Source organism: Streptomyces sp. NPDC050528 (assembly GCF_044457795.1).
Classification (GTDB): domain Bacteria; phylum Actinomycetota; class Actinomycetes; order Streptomycetales; family Streptomycetaceae; genus Streptomyces.
Genome location: NZ_JBITHH010000005.1, coordinates 551,900 through 576,966, shown reverse-complemented (window position 1 = coordinate 576,966; position 25,067 = coordinate 551,900). Strand labels below are relative to the sequence as shown.

General features: G+C 69.4%; 24 protein-coding genes and 1 tRNA gene. 14 read left to right on the top strand and 11 right to left on the bottom strand.

Annotated features, from left to right (window positions below):
* Positions 1-404: 404 nt before the first annotated feature.
* The 6 genes from ACIBK4_RS20880 to ACIBK4_RS20855 all read left to right on the top strand — a co-directional run bounded on the left by ACIBK4_RS20880 (position 405) and on the right by ACIBK4_RS20855 (position 6,819).
* Complete coding sequence (locus ACIBK4_RS20880; RefSeq protein WP_003953493.1) at positions 405-887, top strand: CarD family transcriptional regulator; 483 nt, start codon at positions 405-407, stop codon at positions 885-887.
* A gap of 306 nt (positions 888-1,193) precedes the next feature.
* The gene (gene ispD / locus ACIBK4_RS20875) at positions 1,194-1,946 is read left to right on the top strand and encodes a 2-C-methyl-D-erythritol 4-phosphate cytidylyltransferase (RefSeq protein WP_398996226.1); all 753 of its coding nucleotides are present in this window, start codon (positions 1,194-1,196) and stop codon (positions 1,944-1,946) included.
* Complete coding sequence (gene ispF, locus ACIBK4_RS20870; RefSeq protein WP_398996225.1) at positions 1,936-2,433, top strand: 2-C-methyl-D-erythritol 2,4-cyclodiphosphate synthase; 498 nt, start codon at positions 1,936-1,938, stop codon at positions 2,431-2,433. Before ispD ends, ispF begins: the two co-directional genes overlap by 11 nt.
* A 135-nt stretch (positions 2,434-2,568) precedes the next feature.
* Positions 2,569-3,972: a cysteine--tRNA ligase gene (gene cysS / locus ACIBK4_RS20865; RefSeq protein WP_398996224.1), complete on the top strand. Its 1,404-nt coding sequence runs from the start codon at positions 2,569-2,571 to the stop codon at positions 3,970-3,972.
* Positions 3,973-4,127: 155 nt separating this feature from the next.
* Positions 4,128-5,069 (top strand): 23S rRNA (guanosine(2251)-2'-O)-methyltransferase RlmB, encoded by a 942-nt coding sequence (gene rlmB, locus ACIBK4_RS20860; protein WP_398996223.1) that lies wholly within the window; start codon positions 4,128-4,130, stop codon positions 5,067-5,069.
* 139 nt (positions 5,070-5,208) lie between these two features.
* On the top strand, positions 5,209-6,819 hold the full coding sequence (locus ACIBK4_RS20855) for a DoxX family protein (protein WP_398996222.1): 1,611 nt from the start codon (positions 5,209-5,211) through the stop codon (positions 6,817-6,819).
* A gap of 175 nt (positions 6,820-6,994) precedes the next feature.
* Here the strand turns inward: ACIBK4_RS20855 and ACIBK4_RS20850 are convergent, their stop codons facing one another.
* From ACIBK4_RS20850 to ACIBK4_RS20840, 3 genes are all read right to left on the bottom strand, one after another.
* The gene (locus ACIBK4_RS20850) at positions 6,995-7,726 is read right to left on the bottom strand and encodes a nucleotidyltransferase family protein (protein WP_366433652.1); all 732 of its coding nucleotides are present in this window, start codon (positions 7,724-7,726) and stop codon (positions 6,995-6,997) included.
* A gap of 103 nt (positions 7,727-7,829) precedes the next feature.
* Entirely contained in the window at positions 7,830-8,285 is a 456-nt protein-coding gene (locus ACIBK4_RS20845) for a hypothetical protein (protein WP_033281255.1), read from the bottom strand.
* Between the two features lie 253 nt (positions 8,286-8,538).
* Entirely contained in the window at positions 8,539-9,675 is a 1,137-nt protein-coding gene (locus ACIBK4_RS20840; RefSeq protein ID WP_366433651.1) for a sn-glycerol-3-phosphate ABC transporter ATP-binding protein UgpC, read from the bottom strand.
* Between the two features lie 272 nt (positions 9,676-9,947).
* Here ACIBK4_RS20840 and ACIBK4_RS20835 point away from each other — a divergent pair.
* Positions 9,948-10,021 (top strand) — tRNA-Thr (locus ACIBK4_RS20835).
* Between the two features lie 128 nt (positions 10,022-10,149).
* On the opposite strand, the gene ACIBK4_RS20830 is transcribed toward ACIBK4_RS20835, so the two are convergent.
* Both ACIBK4_RS20830 and ACIBK4_RS20825 read right to left on the bottom strand, forming a co-directional pair.
* Positions 10,150-11,751, bottom strand: a complete 1,602-nt coding sequence (locus tag ACIBK4_RS20830) for a tyrosine-type recombinase/integrase (protein WP_398996221.1) — start codon at positions 11,749-11,751, stop codon at positions 10,150-10,152.
* Entirely contained in the window at positions 11,748-12,443 is a 696-nt protein-coding gene (locus tag ACIBK4_RS20825) for a helix-turn-helix domain-containing protein (RefSeq protein ID WP_398996220.1), read from the bottom strand. The genes ACIBK4_RS20830 and ACIBK4_RS20825 overlap by 4 nt, the downstream gene beginning before the upstream one ends.
* A gap of 94 nt (positions 12,444-12,537) precedes the next feature.
* Here ACIBK4_RS20825 and ACIBK4_RS20820 point away from each other — a divergent pair, with 94 nt between their 5' ends.
* The 5 genes from ACIBK4_RS20820 (at position 12,538) to ACIBK4_RS20800 (ending at position 18,304) form a co-directional block, all read left to right on the top strand.
* Complete coding sequence (locus ACIBK4_RS20820) at positions 12,538-12,768, top strand: hypothetical protein (RefSeq protein ID WP_398996219.1); 231 nt, start codon at positions 12,538-12,540, stop codon at positions 12,766-12,768.
* A 233-nt stretch (positions 12,769-13,001) separates the two neighbouring features.
* Positions 13,002-14,327: a DUF3631 domain-containing protein gene (locus ACIBK4_RS20815; RefSeq protein WP_398996218.1), complete on the top strand. Its 1,326-nt coding sequence runs from the start codon at positions 13,002-13,004 to the stop codon at positions 14,325-14,327.
* 497 nt (positions 14,328-14,824) lie between these two features.
* Entirely contained in the window at positions 14,825-15,688 is an 864-nt protein-coding gene (locus ACIBK4_RS20810; RefSeq protein ID WP_398996217.1) for a DUF2637 domain-containing protein, read from the top strand.
* Between the two features lie 343 nt (positions 15,689-16,031).
* Positions 16,032-16,592, top strand: coding sequence for a MobC family plasmid mobilization relaxosome protein (locus ACIBK4_RS20805; protein WP_398996216.1), 561 nt, complete (start codon positions 16,032-16,034; stop codon positions 16,590-16,592).
* Positions 16,589-18,304 carry a relaxase/mobilization nuclease domain-containing protein gene (locus tag ACIBK4_RS20800; RefSeq protein WP_398996215.1) on the top strand — a complete coding sequence of 572 codons (1,716 nt, stop codon included), beginning with the start codon at positions 16,589-16,591 and terminating at the stop codon, positions 18,302-18,304. The genes ACIBK4_RS20805 and ACIBK4_RS20800 overlap by 4 nt, the downstream gene beginning before the upstream one ends.
* 102 nt (positions 18,305-18,406) lie before the next feature.
* On the opposite strand, the gene ACIBK4_RS20795 is transcribed toward ACIBK4_RS20800, so the two are convergent.
* From ACIBK4_RS20795 to ACIBK4_RS20780, 4 genes are all read right to left on the bottom strand, one after another.
* A complete protein-coding gene (locus tag ACIBK4_RS20795) occupies positions 18,407-18,985 on the bottom strand; it encodes an HAD domain-containing protein (protein ID WP_398996214.1) in 579 nt (192 codons plus the stop codon).
* A 29-nt stretch (positions 18,986-19,014) separates the two neighbouring features.
* On the bottom strand, positions 19,015-19,713 hold the full coding sequence (locus ACIBK4_RS20790; protein WP_398996213.1) for a class I SAM-dependent methyltransferase: 699 nt from the start codon (positions 19,711-19,713) through the stop codon (positions 19,015-19,017).
* 1 nt (position 19,714) lies between these two features.
* Positions 19,715-20,626 (bottom strand): aminoglycoside phosphotransferase family protein, encoded by a 912-nt coding sequence (locus tag ACIBK4_RS20785; protein WP_398996212.1) that lies wholly within the window; start codon positions 20,624-20,626, stop codon positions 19,715-19,717.
* A 75-nt stretch (positions 20,627-20,701) separates the two neighbouring features.
* Positions 20,702-21,451: a hypothetical protein gene (locus tag ACIBK4_RS20780; protein ID WP_398996211.1), complete on the bottom strand. Its 750-nt coding sequence runs from the start codon at positions 21,449-21,451 to the stop codon at positions 20,702-20,704.
* Positions 21,452-21,675: 224 nt separating this feature from the next.
* Between ACIBK4_RS20780 and ACIBK4_RS20775 the strand changes: the two genes are divergently transcribed.
* Together ACIBK4_RS20775 and ACIBK4_RS20770 are read left to right on the top strand one after the other, a co-directional pair.
* Positions 21,676-23,031, top strand: a complete 1,356-nt coding sequence (locus ACIBK4_RS20775; RefSeq protein WP_398996210.1) for a tetratricopeptide repeat protein — start codon at positions 21,676-21,678, stop codon at positions 23,029-23,031.
* A 36-nt stretch (positions 23,032-23,067) separates the two neighbouring features.
* Positions 23,068-23,568 (top strand): NUDIX domain-containing protein, encoded by a 501-nt coding sequence (locus ACIBK4_RS20770; RefSeq protein ID WP_398996209.1) that lies wholly within the window; start codon positions 23,068-23,070, stop codon positions 23,566-23,568.
* Here ACIBK4_RS20770 and ACIBK4_RS20765 read toward each other — a convergent pair.
* Both ACIBK4_RS20765 and ACIBK4_RS20760 read right to left on the bottom strand, forming a co-directional pair.
* Positions 23,548-24,045: a DUF5994 family protein gene (locus ACIBK4_RS20765; protein ID WP_398996208.1), complete on the bottom strand. Its 498-nt coding sequence runs from the start codon at positions 24,043-24,045 to the stop codon at positions 23,548-23,550. The two genes, ACIBK4_RS20770 and ACIBK4_RS20765, sit on opposite strands and share 21 nt — an antisense overlap.
* Before the next feature lie 632 nt (positions 24,046-24,677).
* Positions 24,678-25,058, bottom strand: a complete 381-nt coding sequence (locus ACIBK4_RS20760) for a pyridoxamine 5'-phosphate oxidase family protein (protein WP_398996207.1) — start codon at positions 25,056-25,058, stop codon at positions 24,678-24,680.
* Positions 25,059-25,067: the final 9 nt, after the last annotated feature.

The following is a 25,067-nucleotide window of genomic DNA, read 5'->3' as shown; positions in this document are numbered from 1 at the left end:
ATTCACATAAGCGGCTCAGACGTCCGTCGGCGGATTTTCGGTGAAGAATGCAGGGCGCCTCGGATAATTGATCACCGGCATCTCGACAGGCATCAGTGATCAATTCCGGATTCGCCTCGCACCGGGCTCCGGCCACCGAACGGAGTAGCGGAAGTCGAGCACTTGGAACCAGACATTTGGGGACGTTCGTCCACTTGGAGGCGCCTCCGGATGTGTGTAACGTACGCGTTTCACCTCGCCCGGAGAGCTGCTCCGACCTGCGAATACCCTCTTCCGCTCGGCCTCCGCAGCACGTTCCTGTTGCTGTTGTCAAGCCCCGAGATATGCCCTGACCTGCGAAAACGCCATTCAGAACCCGCAGTTTCCGTGTTACCCTGGATAGCCACGGAAGGGGTACCTGTCACATGACGTTCAAGGTTGGCGACACCGTGGTCTATCCCCATCACGGGGCCGCGCTGATCGAGGCTATCGAAACTCGCCAGATCAAAGGCGTGGACAAGACCTACTTGGTGCTGAAGGTCGCTCAGGGTGACCTGACGGTGCGTGTGCCAGCGGACAATGCGGAGTTCGTCGGCGTACGTGATGTGGTCGGTCAGGACGGGCTGGACCGGGTCTTCGAGGTGCTGCGCGCTCCGTATGCCGAGGAGCCCACGAACTGGTCGCGTCGTTACAAGGCAAATCTGGAGAAGCTCGCCTCCGGCGATGTCATCAAGGTCGCGGAAGTTGTCCGTGACCTGTGGCGTCGTGAGCGCGAGCGCGGACTCTCCGCAGGTGAGAAGCGCATGCTCGCCAAGGCTCGCCAGATCCTGGTGAGTGAGCTCGCGCTCGCGGAGAACACGAACGAGGACAAGGCCGAGGCCCTGCTCGACGAGGTTCTCGCGTCCTGACGCAGGCGACTGGTACGCCCTGCTCAGCACACTGAAATGCCGTGGTGCCCGATGACAGCTCCCTTGTCGCCGGGCGCTTCGGCATGTTCGGGGCAATTTTTCCGGCGTCGACGCTGACCGACACCAACGCTGATCGACACCGACTGCGACTCCGTCGTACGCCGGAGAAACATCCCCCGATAATGGTGTGCCGGGCCCGGGCAGCAGGCTCGACCGGTGTCACGGAAGGGTCCGGTCAAGGCGTCGCGCCCGGCACTCCTGAGGCCATACCCACGTAGGTCGAGCACACAAACCTGACAGGAACCGATGTCTGACGATTCGCGCTCTTCGCAGGCGCAGTCCTCCGTCGCCGCCGTGATCCCGGCCGCCGGACGGGGCGTACGCCTCGGCCCGGGCGCCCCCAAAGCGCTCCGAGCGCTGAACGGCACCCCCATGCTGATCCACGCGATCCGCGCCCTGGCCGCGTCCCGCGCGGTTTCCCTGGTCGTGGTCGTGGCCCCGCCCGACGGCGCGGCCGAGGTCAAGACCCTCCTGGACGCACACGCACTCCCGGAGCGCACCGACTTCCTGGTCGTCCCAGGCGGCGACTCCCGCCAGGAATCGGTGAAACTCGGCCTGGACGCGCTCCCGCCCGGCTACGACATCGTCCTCGTCCACGACGCGGCCCGCCCGCTCGTCCCGGTCGACACGGTCGACGCGGTCATCGAGGCCGTACGCGACGGAGCGCCCGCCGTGGTCCCGGCCCTTCCCCTCGCGGACACGGTCAAGGAAGTCGAGCCGGCCGAGACGCCGGGCGACCCGGAGCCGGTCGTAGCGACCCCGGAACGCGCCCGTCTCCGCGCCGTACAGACCCCGCAGGGCTTCGACCGCGCGACCCTGGTCCACGCCCACGAAACGGTCACCGACAACGTCACCGACGACGCGAGCATGGTCGAACAGCTCGGCCTCACGGTCGTGGTCGTCCCCGGCCACGAGGAGGCCTTCAAGGTGACCCGCCCCCTGGACCTGGTCCTCGCGGAGGCGGTCCTGACCCGCAGGAGGCTGAACGATGGCTTCTGAGCCGCTCTTCGTACTCCCGCAGGTAGGCATCGGCACCGACATCCACGCCTTCGAGGAGGGCCGCGAGCTGTGGTGCGCGGGCCTGAAGTGGGAGGGAGAAGGCCCCGGGCTCGCCGGCCACTCCGACGCGGACGTAGTCGCCCACGCGGCCTGCAACGCCCTCTTCTCGGCAGCGGGCCTGGGAGACCTGGGCCAACACTTCGGCACGGGCCGCCCCGAGTGGTCCGGTGCGTCCGGGGTCACCCTCCTGACAGAGGCGGCGAGGATCGTCCGCGAGGCCGGCTTCACGATCGGCAACGTGGCGGTCCAGGTCGTAGGACCGCGTCCGAAGATCGGCAAGCGGCGGGACGAGGCCCAGAAGCTGTTGTCGGAGGCGGCAGGAGCCCCGGTCTCGGTGTCAGGCGCAACAACGGACGGCTTGGGCTTCCCGGGCAGGGGCGAGGGCTTGATGGCAGTGGCAACAGCCCTGGTCGTAAAACACGCGTGAGCGGGCTGTTTTTCAGGGGCGCGGGGCTGTGACATCAGCGGCTCCGCCGCGGGGCGCGACCAGCCCCCACCGGCCCGCAGACAACAATCAACCCAACCGTCTGAGGCACAGCCCCACGCCCACTACCCTTGTACCGTGACCATTCGCCTGTACGACACCAGCGCCCGGCAGATTCGCGACTTCACCCCGCTCACAGCGGGCTGTGTCTCGATCTACCTCTGTGGCGCCACCGTGCAGGCCGCCCCCCACATCGGCCACATCCGCTCGGGCCTGAACTTCGACATCCTCCGCCGCTGGTTCGAACACCGCGGCTACGACGTCACGTTCATCCGCAACGTCACGGACATCGACGACAAGATCATCACCAAGTCCCGTGAACAGGGCCGCCCTTGGTGGTCGATCGGCTACGAGAACGAGCGCGCGTTCAACGACGGTTACAGCGCCCTCGGCTGCCTCCCGCCGACGTGCGAACCGCGCGCGACCGGCCACGTCCCCGAGATGATCGAGATGATGCGCGGGCTGATCGAGCGCGGTCACGCGTACGAGGCCGACGGCAGCGTCTACTTCGACGTGCGCTCGTACCCGGACTATCTGCAGCTGTCGAACCAGGACATCGACGACCTGCGCCAGCCCACCGAGGAAGGCATCACCGGGAAACGCGACCCGCGCGACTTCGCGATGTGGAAGGCGACCAAGCCGGGCGAGCCCGACTGGGAGACTCCGTGGGGCCGCGGCCGCCCCGGCTGGCACCTGGAGTGCTCGGCGATGGCGCACAAGTACCTGGGCCCCGCCTTCGACATCCACGGCGGCGGACTCGACCTGATCTTCCCGCACCACGAGAACGAGATCGCCCAGGCCAAGGCCTACGGCGACGACTTCGCGCAGTACTGGGTGCACAACGCCTGGGTCACCATGAGCGGCGAGAAGATGTCGAAGTCGCTCGGGAACTCCGTGCTCGTGTCCGAGATGGTCAAGCGGTGGCGCCCGATCGTCCTGCGCTACTACCTGGGCACCCCGCACTACCGCTCGATGATCGAGTACAGCGAGGAGGCCCTGCGCGAGGCGGAGTCCGCGTTCGCGCGGATCGAGGGCTTCGTGCAGCGGGTCGTGGAGAAGGCCGGGGGAGTCGTCGAGCCCGCGGCCGAGGTGCCGCCGGCCTTCGCCGAGGCGATGGACGACGACCTGGGCGTCCCGCAGGCGCTCGCCGTCGTCCACACCACCGTCCGGCAGGGGAACTCCGCCCTCGCCGCCGACGACAAGGAAGCCGCCGTGGCGCGGCTCGCCGAGGTGCGGGCCATGCTCGGGGTGCTCGGACTCGACCCGCTGGACCCGCACTGGGTCGGCGAGGGCGGCGACCGGGGCGAGGACCTGCACGGGGTCGTCGACACCCTGGTCCGCATGGTCCTCGACCAGCGCGAGGCCGCCCGGGGCCGTAAGGACTGGGCCACCGCCGACGGCATCCGCGACCAGCTCAACCAGTCCGGCCTCAACATCGAGGACGGCCCGCAGGGCCCGCGCTGGACCCTCGGCCCCCGCTGAAACCACCGCGATCGCACCCCGATCACAACCCCGATCGCACCTTGATCGCACCCGGTCAACGAAGATCGACTGTGCCGCCCGGCCCTCCGGGCGGCACACTGCATAGACGTACGTACGCACCACACCCCCAGACGGGTCACACAGACAGGTAGGTCATGGCAGCCAACAACCGCCGCATGTCCGGCAAGAAGGGCGCGCAGGTCGGCAGTGGCGGCCAGCGGCGCAGGGGCCTCGAAGGCAAGGGCCCCACCCCGCCCGCCGAGGCGCGCAAGGGCCACAAGAAGAACCGCATCGCCAACTCCAAGGCCAAGCAGGTCCAGCGCCGTCCCGCGCCGCGCGGCCGCGGCGGCAAGGGCACGTCCGAGATGGTCGTCGGCCGCAACCCGGTCGTGGAGGCGCTGCGCGAGGGCGTCCCGGCGGTCACGCTCTACGTCCAGCAGTTCATCGACAACGACGAGCGGGTCCGCGAGGCGCTCCAGCTCGTCGCCGAGCGCGGCGGCATCCACCTCATGGAGGCCCCGCGCCCCGAGCTGGACCGCATGACGAACGGCCTCAACCACCAGGGCATGGTCCTCCAGGTCCCGCCGTACGAGTACGCGCACGCCGAGGACCTCGCCAACGCGGCCTACGACAAGGGCGAGGACCCGCTGATCGTCGCCCTCGACGGGGTGACCGACCCGCGCAACCTCGGCGCGATCGTCCGCTCCGTCGCCGCGTTCGGCGGCCACGGCGTGCTCGTCCCCGAGCGGCGCGCGGCCGGCATGACCGCCGGTGCGTGGAAGACGTCCGCGGGTACGGCCGCCCGTACGCCCGTCGCCCGCGCCACGAACCTGACGCGCGCGCTGGAGGCGTACAAGAAGGCGGGTCTCGCGATCGTCGGTCTCGCGGCCGACGGTGAGCACGAGGTCGGTGAACTCGCCGCGCTGGAAGGCCCGGTGGTCATCGTCGTCGGCAGCGAGGGCAAGGGCCTGTCCCGACTCGTGGGCGAGACCTGCGACTTCAGGGTCCGCATCCCGATGCCGGGTGGCGCGGAGTCCCTGAACGCCGGTGTGGCGGCGGGAGTTGTGCTCTACGAGGCGGCACGCAAGCGTTCCTGAGCGGCACGCAGGCGCTCCTGAACGGACGTTCGGCACCGTCCCCCACTCGGGGCAATCTGGGCGCCGGGCACACGCTTGACGCGGTCCGGACACTTCCGGCGAGTCAAAGCAGTGTCCTAAACACACGTCACTCGGTTAGATGAGTGTGGACACCAGAACACCCCGCACACCCACGGGGGACGGCCCGTCGGGCTTCGACGACGCTCCCGCGCTGAGCATGGTGAAGGTGCCGAGCGATCCGGCGCAGATCATCGTCAATCATGCGAGCTTCCGCGTGCAGTTGGGCGCCTCGTCGCGCCCCCCGTCGCCGCGGATCGCACGGCACCTGAGCGCCACCGAGGTCCCCGGCCGGATCCCCGCCGCCGGCGCGCGTCGCCGGCCCGTCGTCTGGAGCGGCAAGTCCGCACCGGACGACACCGGCGCCCACCGGCTGCTCCAGGCCGTGCGCGGCACGGGCGTCCGCCACGGCGACGAACCGGCCGGCGACGCCGGAGCCACGCAGGTCATCCCCCGTATCGACAGCGGCGGTTACGACGACGACCTGACCGCGCAGACCATCGAGACCCCGGTCGTCGGCGCCCAGCGCGGCGGCGATCACGACACCGGCGAGACCCGACTCCTGCCGCCCATGCGGACGGTGGGCAGCGTCTACGACGAACCCGCCTACGGGGACGGGGAGTTCGAGGACTCCCAGGTCACGGAAGGCGAGCGCCGCACTCGACGCAACCCCAACGAGCCCGTACGGCACGCCTATTACCCGGGCCGCCGGATGAACCTCGGGGTCGTCCTCCTCCCGCTGCGCATCTTCCTCGGCTTCATCTCCATCTACGCCGGCATGGGCAAGCTGTGCGACCCCGTCTACTTCGACGGCGGCAAGCGCGGCTCCATGGTGAAGTGGCTCAACACCCTCCACCCGTGGGAAGTCGCCGAGCCGCTACGGCAGTTCGCGCTCCAGCACCCCGTCGGCTCCGGGCTCGTCATCGCCTTCGCCCAGGTCATCGTGGGCGTCCTCACGATCCTCGGCCTGTGGCAGCGGGTCGCCGCGGTCTTCGGCGCGCTGCTCTCCGCGGCACTGATCGTCACGGTCAGCTGGAAGACGGTCCCGGCCTACGACGCGCCCGACATCATCTATCTCGCCGCGTGGTCCCCGCTGATCATCGCGGGCGCCCCCGTCTACTCCGTCGACGGCCGCCTCGCGGGCAGCGCCTGGCGCCGCCTCGGACCCCGCGCCGACATCTGGGAGCTGCGCCGCTACGTCCTGCGCCGCGGCGCCCTCGTCACGGCCGTCTCCATCGGCCTCACGCTGCTCGTCGGCTCGCTGCTCGGCGGCGCGGTCCGCGACTCCAGCCGCGTGGTCGTCCCCGGCCCCGGCGAGGCCCCGCGCAACGAACTGCCGGGCGCCCCGCTCCCCGGCGAACCGACCAAGAGCCACAGCAGCAGCCCCAAGGCGTCCAAGTCCCCGTCCCAGCACGCGACTTCGGCCAAGCCGTCGGGCGCCGCGACGACCCCGGGCGCGACCCACTCCTCCTCCGGTACGGCCACCAGCGGCGCCCCCAGCCAGACCCAGGGCACCGCGGGCCGCACCCAGCCCCAGCAGTCCTCCCCGGCCGGCCAGGCCCCCAGCACCACCTCAGGACCCACGTCCACCGGTGGCACCAGCGGCGGCGGCACCGGCTCCAACGGCGGCTCCAGCACCGGGGGTTCATCCTCCTCCGGCCAGCCGGGCCTGGTGGGCGGCCTGTTGGGGTAGCTGGGCCGGTGGGGGGCTTGTTGACGCGGTCCCCTACCGGCTGACCACCAGTAATGCGAGAGGGCCCGCAACTTTGCGGGCCCTCTCATTTGCCTCAGGGGCAGTTCCCTAGGAGCGCGGGGCTGTGGCACTAGCGGCTCCGCCGCGGGGCGCACCCAGCACGACGGCGCCGCACTCAACGACCAAGCGCAGCAAGCTCCTTGGCGGCTTCCCGGAGATCCTTCGCGGTATCGATGGCCCGCCAGTAAGCCCCCTGCGGAATCGGGAACCCGGCCAACCGCCGCTCACGAGCAAGGTGAGGGAAAGTCGTCCGCTCGTGATCCCCCCGCTCCGGCAACAACCCGGCGAACTCGGGCGAGAAGACGTACACCCCCGCATTGATCGCGTACTGCGTGGGCGGCGACTCGATGAAGTCGGTGACCCGCCCGAACCCGTCCGTCTGCACGGCCCCCCACGGAATCCGCGGCCGAGCCAACGCAATCGTGGCGACGGCATCGCGCTCGGTGTGGAAGTCGGCCATGTCCCGCAGCGAGAACCGGGTCCAGATGTCCCCGTTCGTGGCGTACCAGGCGCTGTCGGGCCGAGGCAGATGCGCGGCGGCGTACTTCAGCCCACCCCCACGCCCCAACGGCTCCGTCTCGACGACCGTGGTCACATCAACGGGCAGATCGGCTGTTTTCAGCCATTCCTGCAGCACCTCGGCGAGATGCCCGCAGCTGACGACGACGTCGGTCACGCCCTCCTCGGCGAGCCAGACGAGCTGATGGCCGATGATCGGAGTCCCCGTACCGGGGATCTCGACCATCGGCTTGGGCCGGTCGTCGGTGTACGGGCGCAGCCGGGATCCCTGGCCACCGGCCAGGATCACGGCTTGGGTGGGGCGCGACGTGGCGTTCGGATCGCTCATGACCCGAACTGTACGTGGCGGCCCCACCGCATCTTTCGGCTGCAACCGTTCCTTAATCAGCCGTTACCGACCTCCTACTCCGGGCACCGGCTACCGGCTCCGGTCAGCTGTGCGCGGCCATGACCCCGGAGGCGAACGAGGTGTCGCACACGGGGCGGGCGTAGGACTGGGCGCGGGCGGCGCCGTAGATACGGACCGCGGCGCGGCCCAGTGCGCGGGCGATGGAGGTGCAGTGCGTGGCGAGCGACGGGTGGCCGTTCACCGCCTCCTGGAGGTGCGTCAGGACGACGCCGGGGTTCTTGTCCTGGAGCTCGGTCATGAGCTGGTCGCGCAGGATGTCCTGCGGGGCGCGTGCGGCGGCCCGCGAGGAGGCTCCGGCCGCCGTGACGTCCGTCGCGGTGAGCATCGAGCTGGAGGGGCTCCCCGACCAGTTGACCCGGGTGACCGCGAGGGTCCCGGAGAGCACCATGACGACGGGCAGGACGAGGGCGAGCGTGCGGCCGACCCGGCGGGCGGGGCCCCGGCCGCGTCGCGGCTGTTGGTTATTGGAGTGCTTCACGCGTGTGAGGGTAGCGTCCGGTAATGATTTGGCGACATTTAGTCACCAATTCGGGGGATGGATTGGTGCCTCGGATTGGGTAGGGCGTTGACGAACGCTGCTCGAAATGACCGCTCTGCCGGGGTATTTGTCGACGGGGTCGGGCGGGGTGCGGCGGGCGATGCGCAACGGAAAGGGCCCCGCGGCGAACCGCGGGGCCCTTCCTGGGAACGTTTGATCAGTCGGTGAGATCCGACCGGCCGGTGGTGCCTGGTCAGTCGGTGAGGCGCTCGCCCGTGGAGGTCGAGAACACGTGGATCTCACCCGGACGCGGGACCACGTGGAGCGTGGAGCCCTTCTCCGGCACCGAGCGGCCGCTGACGCGGACGACCAGGTCCGTGAGGTTGTCGTCGACCTTGGCGCTGCCGTAGACGTAACCGTCGGCGCCCAACTCCTCGACGACGTTCACGGAGACGGCCAGACCGGCCGGGGCGTCCTCGGAGTCCTTGGTGAGGGTCTTCGCGGCCTCGCCGTTGTGCTCGTCGATGTCGAAGTGCTCGGGGCGGACGCCGACGGTGACGGTGCGGTCACCCTTGTCGGTGGCGGCCTTGAGCGCCTCGCGGTTGACGGGGACGACCGAGTTGCCGAACTTCACGCCGCCGTCGGTGATCGGGACCTCGATCAGGTTCATGGCGGGGGAGCCGATGAAGCCGGCCACGAAGAGGTTCTTGGGGCGGTCGTACATGTTGCGCGGCGAGTCGACCTGCTGCAGCAGACCGTCCTTGAGTACGGCCACGCGGTCGCCCATCGTCATGGCCTCGACCTGGTCGTGGGTGACGTAGACGGTGGTGATGCCGAGGCGGCGCTGGAGCGAGGCGATCTGCGTGCGGGTGGAGACACGGAGCTTGGCGTCGAGGTTCGACAGCGGCTCGTCCATGAGGAAGACCTGGGGCTCACGCACGATGGCGCGGCCCATCGCGACGCGCTGGCGCTGACCGCCGGAGAGGGCCTTCGGCTTGCGGCCGAGGTAGTCCGTGAGGTCGAGGATCTTCGCCGCGTCCTCCACCTTCTGGCGGATCTCGGCCTTGTTGACGCCGGCGATCTTGAGCGCGAAGCCCATGTTGTCGGCGACGGTCATGTGCGGGTACAGCGCGTAGTTCTGGAACACCATGGCGATGTCCCGGTCCTTCGGCGGCAGGTGCGTGACGTCGCGGTCACCGATGCGGATGGCGCCGGCGTTGACGTCCTCGAGCCCCGCGAGCATCCGGAGCGAGGTGGACTTGCCACAGCCGGACGGACCGACCAGAACGAGGAACTCCCCGTCCTCGATCTCGATCTCCAGACCGTCTACGGCGGGCTTCTCGGAACCCGGGTAGATCCGGGTCGCCTTGTCGAACGAAACAGTGGCCATGGTGAAGGGCCCCCTTCTACCGGCAGGAACGTGCCGGACGATCCGTTGTAGGAAGGTGGTGGTGTAGTCCACGCGAGTGAACTGGGTCAGGACGGTACCTGGCGTTCGCCTGCGTGTCAGTACCTCCGGGCATGTGAACTTCGCGGAAATTTTCGACAGGGGGCGACGGGGACCTGGGTACACTGCTCGGGCACGTGATCGCGGGCGGTTCCGGGTACGTACGTCGGTACGCGGGTCGGGTGTGTCCCGTCGGGTACGCACGCATCGCGCAGGCCTCCTTAGCTCAGTTGGCCAGAGCAACGCACTTGTAATGCGTAGGTCGTCGGTTCGAATCCGACAGGGGGCTCCGGCGAAGGCCAGGTCACATAGCCCGTGACCTGGCCTTTTGTGTTGCTCGGGGCGTGACGCGTCGCACGGCTGGGGTGCCGTGGGACGGCTTGCGTGAGCGATGCGTGAGCGGCGCGGCTCGGTGCCCTACTTCTTGGGCTTCTTCCGCGCCTTGTTCTTCTTCGCCTTGGCCTGGGCTTTCGCCTTCTCCTTGGCCTTCTGAGCGGCCTTACGGGCCTTCTCCGCCTCGGACTTGCGCTGGAGTGGGACCAGCTTGGCGGTGGCCTCGGCGGAGCTCTTGCCGACGTGGGGGAGAACGCTCTGGTAGATGTCCCGGGTGATGCGGGTGTCGCTGTGCCCGAGGGTGTCCGACACGATCTTCACGTCGATGCCGGCGGCGAGCATGAGGGTGGCCGCGCCGTGACGGAGGTCGTGGAGCCGGATCGGCGGGAGGCCGGAGGCGGCGACGAGCCGCTCGAAGAGGTCGGTCACTTTGCCGGGGTGCAGCCAGGAGCCGTCTTCCTGGGTGAAGACGAGACCGGTGTCGACCCAGGCCGGTCCCCATTCCTCGCGGTCCGCTTCCTGCTCCTTGCGGTGCCGCTCCAGGACTTTGACGGTGTCGTCGTCCAGGGCCACGACGCGGAAGCCGCTGTCGGTCTTCGGTTCGGACGCCTCGACGTCCCATCCGTCCTGGACGAGTTGGCCGGTGACGGTGAGGGAGTGCCGGTCGAGGTTGGTCTCCGACCAGGGCTGGCCGCACGCCTCGCCGCGACGCAGGCCGCGGAAGGCGATCAGGTGCCACATGGCGTACAGCCGGTCCGCGGCGACGAAGTCGAGGAAGGCGCCGGTCTGTTCCGGCGTCCAGACCATGACGGGGGAGGGCTTCTCGCCGGTCTGCTGCCATCGCGCGACCCGCTCGTCCGTCCAGACGAGGGCTTTCGGCTTGCGGACGGGGTCGATCTCTACGTGGGCGGCCGGGTTGAACGTGATGATCTGCTGGCCGATCGCCTCGTTCAGGGCGGCGCGGAGCGTGGCCTTGACGTGCTGGCGTGTGGACGGCCCGGTGACGCGGCGGAAGGGCGGCATCGCGTCGATCGCCGCCTTCATCGCCTTGCGGCGGGCCCGGCTCTCCGCGCCCTTCCACGGCACGGCCGCCAACTCCTCTACGGCTGCACGCCGTTGGGCGTTCTGCTCCAGGATCTCGGCGTTGGCGTCGGTAATGGCGGTGAACATATCGCTGAGGTGGCTCACGCGCAGCCGGTCGAGGCGCCGGTCGCCGATGTGGGGCTTGAGGTGGACGCGGACGTCGGTCTCGTAGCGGCTGACGCCAGACTTCCGGATGCGCTTGCCCGCGAGCCACCGGTCCAGCCACTCGCTCACGGTGAGGCTGCCGACGAGGTCCTGGCCGGCGTTGAGGCGACGTCGGGTCTCCTCCACGTCGGGAAGGGGGGTCTTCTCGCTGCTGATTTCCGCCAGCATGGCGGAAATCAGTTCCGTGCCCTCGGGGTCGTCGGACTCGGCCAGGCCCAAGAGGGCGCGGACGTGGTCGAGGTCGGCCTGGGCGGCCTTGCGACTGTCGTAGCCGCCACGGGCGAAGGACCTGCGGCTGCCGTCCGTACGCGGCGACAGCTCCTGGCGTATGGAGTAGGTGCAGTGGTTCTTGCTGTTGCGCTTGGGGCAGGAAGTGCCGAGTTCCTTGCCGGTCTTGGGGTCGCGGCAGGAGCAGCGGCGGTAGGTGGAGCCCTTCAAAGATCGTTCTCCTCGGTGGTGCCGGTGTCAGGTTCGGGTGGGTCGATGTCGGCGAGCGGCGAGGGCAGACGGGGTGGGATGCCGCCGCCTTCGCGGATGGCGTCGCGGTGCCGGCGCAGCTCGTGCTTGGCCCTTGTGGCCTGGTCGGTGTAGCGGGCCAAAGCGCGCTCGGCTGCTTCCCGTTGGACACGGTTGGCGGCGGTCTTCACCTTCCAGAGCTCGTAGTCCTCGCTTTGCACGGCGGCCAGGGCCGAGCGGAGTTCGAGGTCGTGGGCCAGGAAGTGGTCGAGCATGTAGTCGGTGGCGTCTTCGGCAGCTGAGTTGCCGACGAACCACTGCAGGGCGTCCCAGGTCGGTTGCGGGTCCTCGTAGGGGAGTTCGCGGACTTCGGTGACGTAACCGACGGGGTAGATCAGGCTGATCGGGGACACGCGCAGGGCCTTCGCGAGCACCATGATCTCGACAAGCGGCAGGACGGCGCGGCGGCCGGACTCCATGTTGGCGATCACGTTGCGGGGGATCGGATAGCCGATCTCCTCGCACCTGTCGGCCACATCCTGTGCGCTCCACCCCAGTTCCTTCCGTCGTCTGCGGACCTCGCCGGCCACTGTGGCCATGACGTGGTCCTCCCATTCGAGGACGTCGTTCTCGTCGTCCTTCTCGTATCCATGGTCGGAACGGCGTTGTGTCATGAAGACACATTAGCTCGCTTAGCGTTGTTTCCATGACCTGGAGACGAGCGCGATTGCCGTGTTCGCCGAGGGCTCAGTCATGGATGGAGCGCGTATGCGTGCGAACGAACCCGCCGACCGGGTGAAGGGCATGAGCCGCGAGGAGCTGCTGGAGCTTCCCGCTGCTGTTGACCTGGAGACGGGCAACCGGGCACTGGGGCTGGGGCGGAGCAAGGGATACGAGTTGGCGAAGCTGGGTCTGTACCCGTGCAAGGTGCTGCGGCTGGGCAACGCCTATCGGGTGGTGACCGCAGATCTACTGGCCCTCTTGGGTCTGGCCGCATGAGGGGGCGTGTGCATAGCAGTCGCTTCTGCGCTGAGCTGACACAGAGACGCTGGACTGTGGACAGGTGTGACCGTACTGTCCGTGGTCCCTCGCGGTACCCGAACGCCTGCGAGAAGAGGGAGAGCCCCCGGCGGTGCAACGCCGGAGGCCCCAAAGCTCCCCAGCAATCCACTGCGAACCGACCCGGCGGCACGGACATACGCGCCCGACACCGCCAGACGAGGAGCTGCCGAGTGCAACCCGAGAACCCAGAGCCCTATTCCGTCCCCATCAAGGCGAGCTGGCCCACGACCGCCGTCCCCGGCCAGCCCGGCGCCCACCTCCGCGCCGCACAGGCCGACGACGCCGATCCGGGTCACGGGGGCAATGCGACCGTCCGTAGCGCCGATGAGACGGATGCGCCGAACGGGCTGGAGGTGATACCCGATGCGGAGCCGACCCACGGCTCGAAGCTGCTGGACGAACTGCGGTCGCAGATAGCCCAGTTCGTGATCGCGCCCTCGCCGGAGGCCCTGGACGCGATCACCTTGTGGGTGGCGGCGACGCACCTGCAGCCCGCGTGGCAGCACGCCCCGCGCCTGGCAGTGGTGGGCCCTGCGAAGCGGTGCGGCAAGTCGCGGCTGCTGGACGTGCTGACCGAGACGGTCCACGAGCCGATGCTGACCATCAACACCACGCCTGCGGCGATCTTCCGCTCCATCGGTGAGGATGATCCGCCGACGCTCCTGGTGGACGAGGCGGACACCATCTTCGGCACGCCCAAGCAGGCGGAGCGGAACGAGGAGACGCGCGGCCTGCTGAACGCCGGTCACCAGCGCGGCCGTTACGTCACCCGGGTGGTCGGCAACGACCACACCCCGCACAAGTTCGCCACCTTCGCCATGGCGGCCATCGCAGGGATCGGCGACCTGCCGGACACGGTCATGGACCGGGCGGTGGTGATCCGGATGCGCCGCCGGGCCGAAGGGGAGAAGGTCAAGCCCTTCCGATCCCGCCGCGACATCCCAGCCCTGCACGATCTGCGCGACCGCATCCACGCGTGGGCCAGGCCCCTGCTGAACGAGGCCGCGAACCTGGAGCCGGACATGCCGGTCGAAGACCGCGCCGCCGACACCTGGGAGCCCCTGGTGATCGTCGCCGACCTGGCCGGTGGTTCCTGGCCGCGGCGGGCTCGTGTGGCGTGCGCGCGGATGGTCGCCGCCGAAGCGGCGGCCGAGGAGGACCACCCCAGCGGCGCACGGATCCTCGCCGACATCCGCCGGGTCTTCGCCGCTCAGCGTGAGGTGGACAGCCTGTCCACCGAGGAACTCCTCCATCAGCTGCGCCAGGACCCCGAGGCCCCCTGGGCAGAGTGGGGACGCGGCGGCCTGACCGCCCGCGAACTGGGCAGGATGCTGCGGGACTTCGACATCAGGCCGGGCAACGTCCGGATGGCCGACGGAACCCAGCGCAAGGGCTACATGCGCAACAAGTTCCTCGACGCCTGGCGGCGATACTGCCCCACCGTCCACCCTGTTCCCTCAGGGAACGCCCAACCCGCTCGCCGGAGCGAGGGCTGAGCCCGGGCCCCGCTGGTTGCCGTCCGTGCCGTCCCTGCCGTGATCTCGCAGGTCAAACGGCCTGCGGCCGAGACGGCAGTCGAGGTCAAGACGGCAACGTGATCACGACCAGCGAGTTGCCCGCCCAAGACGCTGCCCAAATCCGTCTTACGACGTCTTAGGCGTCCTTGCCGTATCAGCGCTGGTCACGGCCCTGCCCGTCGAGACGGGAGACGCACCGGCATCGTCCTGGCTGGACAGGCCCACCCGAGCCGGGGTTCAGGCACGACGAACTGCCTGAACCCCCTTGCCGCAGGGCGGAAGACGCCGACGGCACCCACCGGGACGGAAGACCGAAGCCGCTGCCGTACCCGCCCTGACCTGCGCTTGCAACGGCCAAGACGCCCAAGACGCACCACACCGCTACCCCAGGAGTGCCTCGCTTGACCCCCCTGCCCCTCGCCCATCCACCACTTCCCCAGCCGCCGGGCGACCGGTCGGGCAAAGGGCGGCTGGCGATGACCAAGCACGATGCCGAGCGATACGTGCTCGGCGCGGCCGGCATCGTCATTGTCGCCCTGACCGCCGGAGCGTTCTGGCTCTCCTACGCGCACTTGGCCGACGTCGCCGGCCAGCACGGGCTGGGAACGTCACCGGTTCGCCGCTGGGCGTGGCCCGCCACACTGGACGCGTTCATCGTTGCGGGCGAACTGCTCATGCTCCGCGCGGGTCTGCGCCGGGTCACCGACGGCTGGGCCATCGCCGTGACCGCCATCGGGTCGGCCGGCTCCATCGCGCTGAACGTCGCCGGGGTCAGCGGCACGGGCAACGCCGGCACCGTCCCGCGCCTCGACTACGTGGTCGCCGCAGTGCCACCGACCGCCGCGATGGTGGCCTTCGGCGTGCTGATGCGGCAGATCCACCAACTCGTCGAGCAGCCTGGCGACCACTCGAACCCGGTCTCCATGCAGGTAGCGGAACTAGCGGTCACCACATCCGTCCAGCCTGCCGAGCCGTCGTCCGTCGCGGTCGCACAGCCTGCTGAGACTCCAGTTGAGCGCGTCCAACCCGCCGAGCTACCGCGCCAGCCCGTCCAGGCCACTGAGCTACCGGCCGCCGGATCCGTCCAGTCGCCGGAACCCCTTTCCGATGCTGCGGAGAGCAAGCCGCGCGGTGGCCGTCCGCCCGGAGCCCCGCTCGACGTACTCGTGGAGATCGGACGGGCTGCTGCCGCTGAGCAGGGCAAGCTCACCCGAGCCGTTGTCCGAACGGCAGTTGAGGACAAGGGGCTGACGATCGGCAGTAAGCGGCTGACTGAGGTGATGGACACCCTCCGGGCCCAGCCCGAAGCCGCCTCCGACACCGGTCCGGCCAGCGGCTGACCGGAACCTCTGCCGGGTGACCCGATCCCTTTCCGGTCACCCGGCCTGCGGGTCACCGTCCCACGCGCCCCTGCTCATCCACACCTGTGGACGAGGCGGTGGCCACCCGTGCTCCACCGGACCCTCCCGATCACATGCCTGCCCTAGCGCCTTTGCTGGAGAACCGCCCATGACGCACGACCCGCACCACCCCGAGGACGCTCGTGACGAGCCGCTGCCGTTGAGGAAGTCACCTACGCTGATGGGGCGTTTGCGCCGCGCGTTCGGACGGGCTGCCCCTGGCGGAGCCAGTAGTACCCCGAGTCCGACTCATGGCCGGTCTTCGGGGGTCTCCGCCCCGGGGGTGGCGGAGACGGCCCAGCGCCAGGGGGCGCCGGACCAGGAGTTCGGGGCCGAGGGCGGCCCCGACTCGGACACGCTCCACACCGTCCAGCGCGAAGTGCTCCATTCTGTCCGCGCCGCCGAGACCGCCGCCGGCGAGCCCGCTGTGCAGAGCGTGCAGCCTACGATCCGCCGCTTCACCGGCACCAAGCGCGTCGTCCGCGTCGGCCCTCTGCGTTTCACCGGCGACGAGCACACCCAGCTTCAGGAGGCAGCCGCCGAGCACGGCTACAAGGGCGACTCCGGATTCGCCGCTGACATCGTCCTCGCCTTCGTCGCCGGCAGGTTCACCGCCAACTTGCCCCTGTCCGAGGACCGCCGCCGCACGCACATCTTCCGCGCCCAGGTCCTGCGCGAACTCAACCGGATCGGCGTCAACGTCAACCAGATCGCCCGTGCCCTCAACAGCGACCAAACCCCACCCGATATCCGCCGGCGCCTCACCGAACTCCACGACCTGCTGGAGCTGATCGCCGAAGCCCTGCGCCAGCCCGTCGACCCAGAGACTGAGGCGTCCGCGTGATCGCTGCCATCAAACAGGCCGGGTCCAACACCCGCGGCCTGCTCGCCTATCTCTACGGTCCTGGCCGCCAGGACGAACACCTTGATCCGCACATCGTGGCGGGGTTCGCGATGCTCGGCATGCCCGACCCCGGCCGCGACGAGAACGCCACCCTCACCGAACTGGCCCGCCATCTCGACGAGCCCGTCCGGCTGCGCAACAGCGAGTTCGGCAAGAAGGTCACCGACCACGTCTGGCACTGCCCCGTCCGCGCCGCCCCCGAAGACCGCTACCTCTCCGACGCCGAGTGGGGTGAGATCGCCCAGCGCATCGTCGAGGCGGCCGGGATCGCCCCCGCCGGTGACGACCTGGCTTGCCGCTGGATCGCCGTACGCCACGCCGACGACCACATCCACATCCTCGCCACCACCGTCCGCGAAGACGGCCGCCGCCCCAAACTCCACGACAGCGGCCTCCGCGTCGGCGACGCATGCCGCGAGATCGAAAAAGACTACGGGCTCCGCCAGTTGAAGAAGGGTGACCGCACCGGCACCCGCCGACCCACCCAGGCCGAGATGCACAAGGCCAAACGGCTCGGCTGGGAGCAGACCAGCCCCGAGTGGCTCGAAGACCGAATCCGCGCTGCGATCCCTCACGCCAAGAGCGCCGAGGAACTACTTGCCTACCTCGAAGCCGACGGCATCCCGATCAAGGCCAGGCGCGGACCGTCAGGAGATCTCCTTGGCTACGCCGCCGGGCGTCCCGGCGACCTCAACAGTCAGGGCGAACAGATCTTCCACTCGGGCAAGAGGATCGCCCCCGACCTCACCCTGCCCAAGCTCCAGGCCCGCCTGGAAAACGTCGTACCGGAGGAGCACCCCACCGCCCGCCGCAGCCGCCCCAGCACCCCTTGGCAACAAGCCACCGATGCCCTCGACACCCTCCACACCGATCTCACCGACGACGCCCATGCCCAAGCCCACATCGCCGGCCTCGGCGAGCTGATTGAGGCCACCGCCCAGAAGGCCCCCGACAACCTGCACCCACAACTCCAAGCCGCCTCAAGGGCGTTCGCGCGAGCTCAACGGTCTCAGGTCCGGGCGGAAGACCGTGCCGCGCACGCCCTGCGCAGTGCGGCACGTGACATCGTCCACACCGCCACAGGGTCCGACGGCAGCGCGCTGGCTGCCTTGATCGCAGCTCTGGTCTGGGCCGCGATTGTCGCCGGGCGCTGGCACGAAGCGCAGAACCACGCCCAGCAGACCGACGCCGCCCGCCAGGCCGTCCAGCACCTTCAGACAGCCGCCGACCGTGCGCTAGCTCCGACGCTCGCCGAACTCGCAGCCCGACCGCCAAGGGAGGAGGTGCGTCGTGTTCTGGTCAGCGATGTACGAGCAGCTGTCCCCGACCACGCCGAGCGGATCCTCACCGATCCGGCCTGGCCAGCACTCGCCACCGTCCTCGCCGACGCCGAAGCCCGCGGCCACCAACCCCATCAGCTCCTCAAGGAGGCTGCTGCCCAGCGCGAGTTGGACACTGCCCGCCAACCCGCCAGCGTGCTCATCACCCGCATCCAGCACACCGGCCGAGACGCCGTGCCCAACCGCCGTGCCGAGGCTGCCCGCCGACGCTCGACCATTGCAAGCTCGACGCCTGTCCAGCAGAGCCGGGGGCCCCAGCCCTCACCGGTAGCGGCGACAACTGCTGAACAGCAGCATCAACAGCGTCGGTAGGCGGGAAACGCTTCGTCTGCCCAGCCAGCACATCCAAGCCAGACTGGTGCCCTCGCCTTTCGCGGTGGTGAGGGCACCAGCACGTCCTGCGACTTGTCTCCGCTATGCGGCTTCGGCTTCACGCGGAACGGCTGGGACATCGGCCTGTGCAACGAGCAGCAGCGCGGCCCACGCCAGGACCTCGACCAGATGCTCGGGCAGCAGACCGACGTGGGGATCAGGCTGGACGAGCGTGGTCGCCTGGCCGCGGGCGGTGCGCTCTGCGGCCCATTCGTGGTCGAGGGCGGTGAAGTCGTCGTCGATCCAGATGACGGGTGCGTCGCTGAGCCAGGTGTCGACGTGATCGCGTTTCCACAGGTACCCGTTGGGGTGGCTGGTGGTGATCTGCGGGCGTGGGAGGTCGACGTACGGCAGGGGTGGGAGGCCGAGGAGCGGTCCGATCAGGGTGCTGGCGTCGTGGCGCCAGCTGGTGCACCAGACGGGGGTGACCAGGCCGGTCCGGATCACTTGCATGAGCAGGGTGCCATGCGCGGGGTTGAGCCAGATGGTGACCGGGTCGTCTGCGCTCCGGTCAGCGGGCACGACATCGTGCCGGTTGTGGGTTGCCGGACTGGCACCGTCAGCCTCCGGGAAGGGGATGAGGACGCCGTCGACGTCGAGGAGCAGGTAGGGCGGGCGCATCGGTTTCTCCCAGGGGAGCCGGGGTGGGGTCAAAGTTTGCGCGCGGTGATGAGGAGAGTGGTGGGCCAGCGGCCACCGTGGCGCGCGTCATGGAACTCCTCGGCCGACGTGAGCCAGAGCCCGGCGCGGTCGAGGTGTTTCTCCCAGCGATTGGTGTCGAAGTCCCAGCGGGCGATGGGGAGTCGGCTGCGGTCTGGGAGGGTGACGAAGTCGCGGCGGGGCCGGTCGTCGGTGGCGGGGCGTAGGCCGCCGCGCTGGGGGTGCGGAACCGAGAAGGCGAGAGTGCGCCCGGGTTTGAGGTGCTGGGCGATGGCCGTGAGCAGAAGCTCGGGGGCTACGAGACCGATGGCGCCGAAGACTGAGTAGACGGCGTCGAACTGCTCGTCTGTGGCTTGCAGGTAGTGCAGGGCGTGGCCGGCGACGAAGGTGAGGTTGTTCAGCCGGCCGTAGTGCGAGCGGGCTCGGCGGACTTGTAGGCCGACGAGGTCGACGCCGGTGACGTGGGCGCCGTAGCGGGTGGCGAGGTGGGCGGCGTTGTGGCCGGGGCCGCAGCCGAGTTCGAGCAGTCGCTTGTGGCGCAGGTCCGGGCCGAGGATTTCGGCGCCGGGTCCGCTGCCGGGCCGGGTGGTCCATTCCATCCGGGCGGGTACGGACAGCGGCTCGGCGGGAGCAGCCGTGGTGCGTTGCAACGCGTGGACGTACCAGGGGGAAGCCTGGGCGGTGGGCACTTTAGACCTCCAGGAGGTGGAGGACGTCGGTGAGGTGGCGGCGTACGGCCTTGATGTACGCGGGGTCGGTGGCTGGGTCGTTGATCCAGCGGATCGACTGCTCCATGAACCACTCGACGGCCCACATGCGGTGCCAGCCCAATGCCCACTTCTCGGCGGGCAGCCCGCCACGTTCGGCGAGCGCGTCGGGGGTGCCGCCCTCGGTGACATACGTGTCCAGGAAGACCCGGAGGCGTACGGGGTCGGGGGTGTCGAGGGTGCCGTGCCAGCTGGCGAGGTCGAGGAGGCCGGGGCCGGTGAAGGCGCGGGCGAAGTCCAGCAGCCGCCAGCCGTGTCGGCCGATGTGGAGGCTGGTGGGGTGGAACTCGGAGTGCACCCAGCCGAACGGCGCCACCGTCGTACCGGCCGAGCGGGTCTCGGCGGCTTGGGCGATCTGGTCGAGTGCGTCTTCGACGTCGTCCGTGTCCTGCCACCGGTCGGCTTTGCGGAGTTGGGCGAGGTGCTCCAGGGCTCGGCTCGGCAGGGTGCGCAGTCGTTCCTGGTCGAGGACGGGCAGGGCGGAGGCGGTGCGGGTGGCGTGCAGGACGACGGCTGCGGCTGCGCCGTCGAGGTCGTCGGCCTCGCGAATCGGAGCGCCGAGGTCTTCCAGCAGCATGCCGAGCCAGCCGTCCAGGACTGCGGAGGCGTGAACTGTGGGCACCGGGACGCCGAGGGTGTGGGCCAGCCGGAGGGCTTGGTCTTCGCTGTCGAAGGGCTTCTTGGCGTACTTGAAGATGGCGGTGGTGGTGTCGGGGAAGGTCAGGCGCTCGACGCCGGACATGGACCACACGCGCACCTCCTCGCGAACGGTGGTGGTGTGGCTGGCCAGGGTGAGCAGGTTGTCGAGGAGTTCGGTGCTGGGGTTCGCGGTCACGTGGGGCTCCAGGGGGTTGGTGGCGTCCGGGGCGGGCGAGAGGTGCCGGCTCGCCCCGGAGCCAGGGCGGTGGTGCTACGCGGCCGGGGTCACGCGGTGGGCGTAGACCTGCTCGATCCAGCCGGACTTGAAGGCGGCGAGGTCGTCGCGGAAGGTGTTCATCGAGGCACCGTAGGGCGCCACGACGCCACCGCTCTGGTCGGGCACGGACTGGCAGCCGTGCACGAGCCGTCCGCCGAGGGCGGCGTGGGCCTTGATGGCCTCGATGCGGCGGTGCTCGTTGAACCAGCCGCCGTGGTAGACCTCGTCGAGCATGCCGCCCGTCTCGTCGTCCAGGTCGAAGACAACGGAGGTGGCGGCGGGGAAGAACCAGCACGGGCCGACGTTGGAGATGCGCCCGTCCAACTCGACCTTGTTCAGCGCCATCAGCGTGGCCGCCTCGCGCAGCATCCGCAGGTGGTCGACGGTGAACTGCGGCAGGCCGAGCGCGGGGAGGTGCTCGTCGCGGAAGAGGTACGCGTACACCTCGTAGGCGGTGGCGAGCACCCGGGCGGCGTCCGAGGTGGACGTGGCGTGGGTCTTGATGAACTCCAGCGCGAGTTGCTCGACCGCGCTCTCGGTCGTCTCCTCCACGTCCAGGAGCTGGGACTTGACCAGCTCCCAGTCGGCGACGAGCCACGTGCTGGACTCGAAGCGGAAGAAGTACTCGGCCGGGTCGATGGTGATGCGCCGGCCGTCGATCTGGATGCCGGGCAGGCGGCTCCAGCGCTCGTCGAACGCCTCGGGCAGTACGACCGTGATGGTCGCGGTGTCGATGGTGGTCACCGTGTCTCCGTCTCTGATCGGCCGGGTCCGGGCACAGGAATGCCCGAACCCGGTGTAGGCGTACGGAACTTCGGGGGCCGCCCGGCCGAAGGGGGAGCCTGGTCACGGTGTCGGACCGGGGCCGGGCGGCTGATGATTAGTGAACCCTCCGTCACGCACAGTGGGTACGGTGAGAGGCAGTTGAAGCGGTATACGCGGTTTACAGCCCCGGACGGGAGGCGAGCGTGGCAGCGCCGAGAGACCCCAACTCCCGTCTGCGCGACACCATTTCCGCGACCGGCTGCACGTACGAGGCCCTGGCGCGGGACGTCCGGCGCATCGCGGCCGAGAACGGCGAGATCCTCCAGACCAACAAGTCGGCCGTCTCCCACTGGGCTAACGGCACCCGCCAGCCCACCGGCCGGACCGGCCAGTACCTCGCCGAGGCCCTCTCCCGCCGAACGGGCCGCATCATCACCCAGACCGAGATCGGACTACGAGAACCTGATGGCGAGGGGGCGACCGAAGGGGATCCGGTTCTCGCCGCAACTGACCTCGGCCGGGCCGATGTTGAGCGCCGCCGCTTCCTAGCGGTGGCCGCCTTCACAACCGCCGGTGTCGCCATGCCGCTCGCCCACGACCACGAGGCCACCGCCCGCATGCTCCGCGCCCGCACCGGTACGTCAGTGGTCGGAACGGAGGACGTGGACGTCGTACGGCAGATCACCGCGGCCTTCAGCGCGGCAGACGAACGCCTCGGCGGCGGCCACGGCCTGACCACGGTCACCGCGTACCTCGCCGACACGGCCGCGCCCATGCTCCGGGGCCGCTACGCGAGCGAAGCCCTACGGCGGGCAGCCTTCGGCGCGGTGGCCGAACTCTCCTACCTGGCGGGCTGGAAGCACCACGACCTCGGCCAGGAGGGCGCCGCCCAGCGCTACTACCAGGTCGGCTACCAGCTCGCTTGGGAAGCCGACCCGCACGGTCACGCCGCCTGGATGATGCGGGCCCTCGCCCACCAGGCGCTGAGTCTCAAGCAGCCCCATCACTGCGTCGATCTCGTTGAAGGCGCGCTCGTCCGCGGCCTCGGCCACGTCGACGGCCAGACCGAAGCGCTCCTCCACATCACCCACGCCCGCGCCTTCGCCGCCGTCGGTGAGAGGCCCGCAGCGGCCCGCGCCCTGCTCGCCGCCGAAGACGCTCTCCTGCGCGACGACGTTCCTCAGCCCAGTTACTCCCGCGTCAGCGGCCCCGCCGCCGGCACTGTCGCCAGCCACACCGCCCGCACCCTCACCGACCTCGCCGACCACATCGGCACCGAACAGCAGCACCGAGACGCCCTGATCCGTTGGGACCCCGAGACGTACAAGCGCGTCCATGCCCTCACCTACGCCGACCTCGGCGACAGCCTCGCCGCCCAAGCCCGCGCCGACGAGGCCGTAGCTGCCTGGGCGCAGGCCCTGACCCTCATGGAGGGCATGGCCTCCGACCGCACCCGCAAAGCGATCACCTCGCTCCGCTCCACCCTCTCCATCTATCAGCGCCGCAAAGTGCCGGGAGCCACCGAACTCGCCCGCCGCGCACGCGAAGCACTGGCCTAAGCTGCCCACCAACCGGCCGACGAAGGGACACCAGCCGTGGCTCAGCGGACAACCGACGACCAGCCCAAACCTCTACCGCCCGCCCTCGAATCCATGACCTTGCTGGTCGCCGCCGTCATCGTCCACGACAAGGCCACCAACCGCGTCGTCCTCCTCCAGCGGAGTCAGAACGCCAAGTTCGCCCAGGGGATGTGGGATCTTCCCGTTGGCAAGAGCGAGCCAGGTGAGCCCATCACCGAAACCGCCGTGCGCGAACTGTACGAGGAGACCGGCCTGACCGTGAAACCGCAGTCCCTCAAGGTCGCGCACATCATTCACGGCGCCTGGGGCGTTGAAGCTCCCAACGGCTTTCTCACCGTCGTCTTCACCGCCCACGAGTGGACCGGCGAACCCGAAAATCGTGAACCCCGCAAGCACGCCCAGGTTCGCTGGATCGATACCGACGCCATCCCAGAGGCATTTGTGGACACAACGGCCAGTGCCCTCTACGGCTATCTCAATAACGGTCCTGAGGTGTCACTTGACGGATGGGAGTAGAGGCGCCTCGTGGGATGCCTTTTCGGAGCGGGTCGTTGCGATGGTCAGGAGTTGGGTGGCGGTGCGGCTGCCGTCGGCCGGGACTGGTGTGTTCATCAGCCAGTCGGCGGCGCCGGGCGCGGTTGCGGGAGGAATGACGAGCAGGGTGCGAAAGCCCTTGAGGTAGGAGCAGAGCACGATCTCGTTCTGTTCGTGACTGGACACGAACCATCCGGCGGTCACGATGTGCCCGCCGACGGAGACCCGATGCGGGATGTCGGGCCACGGCTCGATCCCCACGATGACCCTGGTGATGCTGCCCACCCCCTCCATCGCCTCGACCAGGCCGGGGAGTTCGGCGCTGAGATTGCGGGAGTGGGGCCACCAGGCGCCGTCGAATCCGCCGGGGACGGCTTGGTAGGGCGTCAGCGAAAGTCGCACCGGCAGCGGTGAGGAGCGCTGCGCGCCGGTTGAGGGATGAGGGGCAGTCGGTTCCATGAGGTGAACCTGTCTCGGGGCGGCCGTCGCGCCGCCCCGGTGTCGTTGTTCCTCGCCGTCAACAGCCCGTCAAGGCGTGCTCCGGCCCGGGACATCGGTGCTGGAATGGTCCACGGCCGCCGCCGCATGCAGCCTGACACGGGCGGCGGCCGTACGTGCGAAGACGGCACCGAGGTCCCCCCCTCGCCGTCTCACACTGACCCGTCCTCACCACCCCACCCGGGGCGTACCGGAGTACACCCTGGTCTCGAAGAGGGCTGGGGAGGACGAAGGGCTGGAGCTGCGTTGTCGGCGATGCGGCTCCAGCCCGCTCACAGTGGTCGGATGGTCACTGTGGCCCGGGGGCAGGGGGCCGAAAGATGAAATATGTGGGTCGGCAGTCCTTCACCAGTTACAGGTGATGAAACGCGCGCGAACCTCGTTGTCCACGGTATACCCGTCCTGGTAGCGGCGGCAGTACGCGATCCGGCCGGTAACCGGCTGCCGGCCAGCTGCGCCAGTGGTGCAGGCGGCCCGGTGGGCAGCACCGCCCGGCCCGGTTACTTCGGCGGCAGCAGAACAACGCGTCGACACCGATCAGGCGGAGATGAGCCGTGCTCTTCCATTGACGGAAGAGAAGAGGGGTGGTCCTTTCAGACGGTCAGACGCAGGCCGGTGATCACCTCGGGGTGGATGTGCACGGCAAGATCCGTGAGCGGGTCGGCCCATGGCCGCAGACGGCCGCGGGAGTTGTCCAGCTCGGCCGGGTCCGTGACCAGGTGGGCAGAGCCGGTGACGACTATGCTCCAGCTGAGATGGCTGATGGCGTCGATGCCGTCGGTTTCGTAGGCGAGTACGGTGCGGGCGCCGGTGCCCCGGCCGTACGCGGCCATCGCGGAACCCCGATGGGTCCGCACGATGACGTCGTCGACGGCCGGGATGTGGTCGACCGGACCGATAGCCGGCAGCGTGTTCCGGGTGAACAGCACCCGGCCTGGCCCCACATTGCCCAGCAGCCGCAGCGACTCGGCCACGTCCAGCTC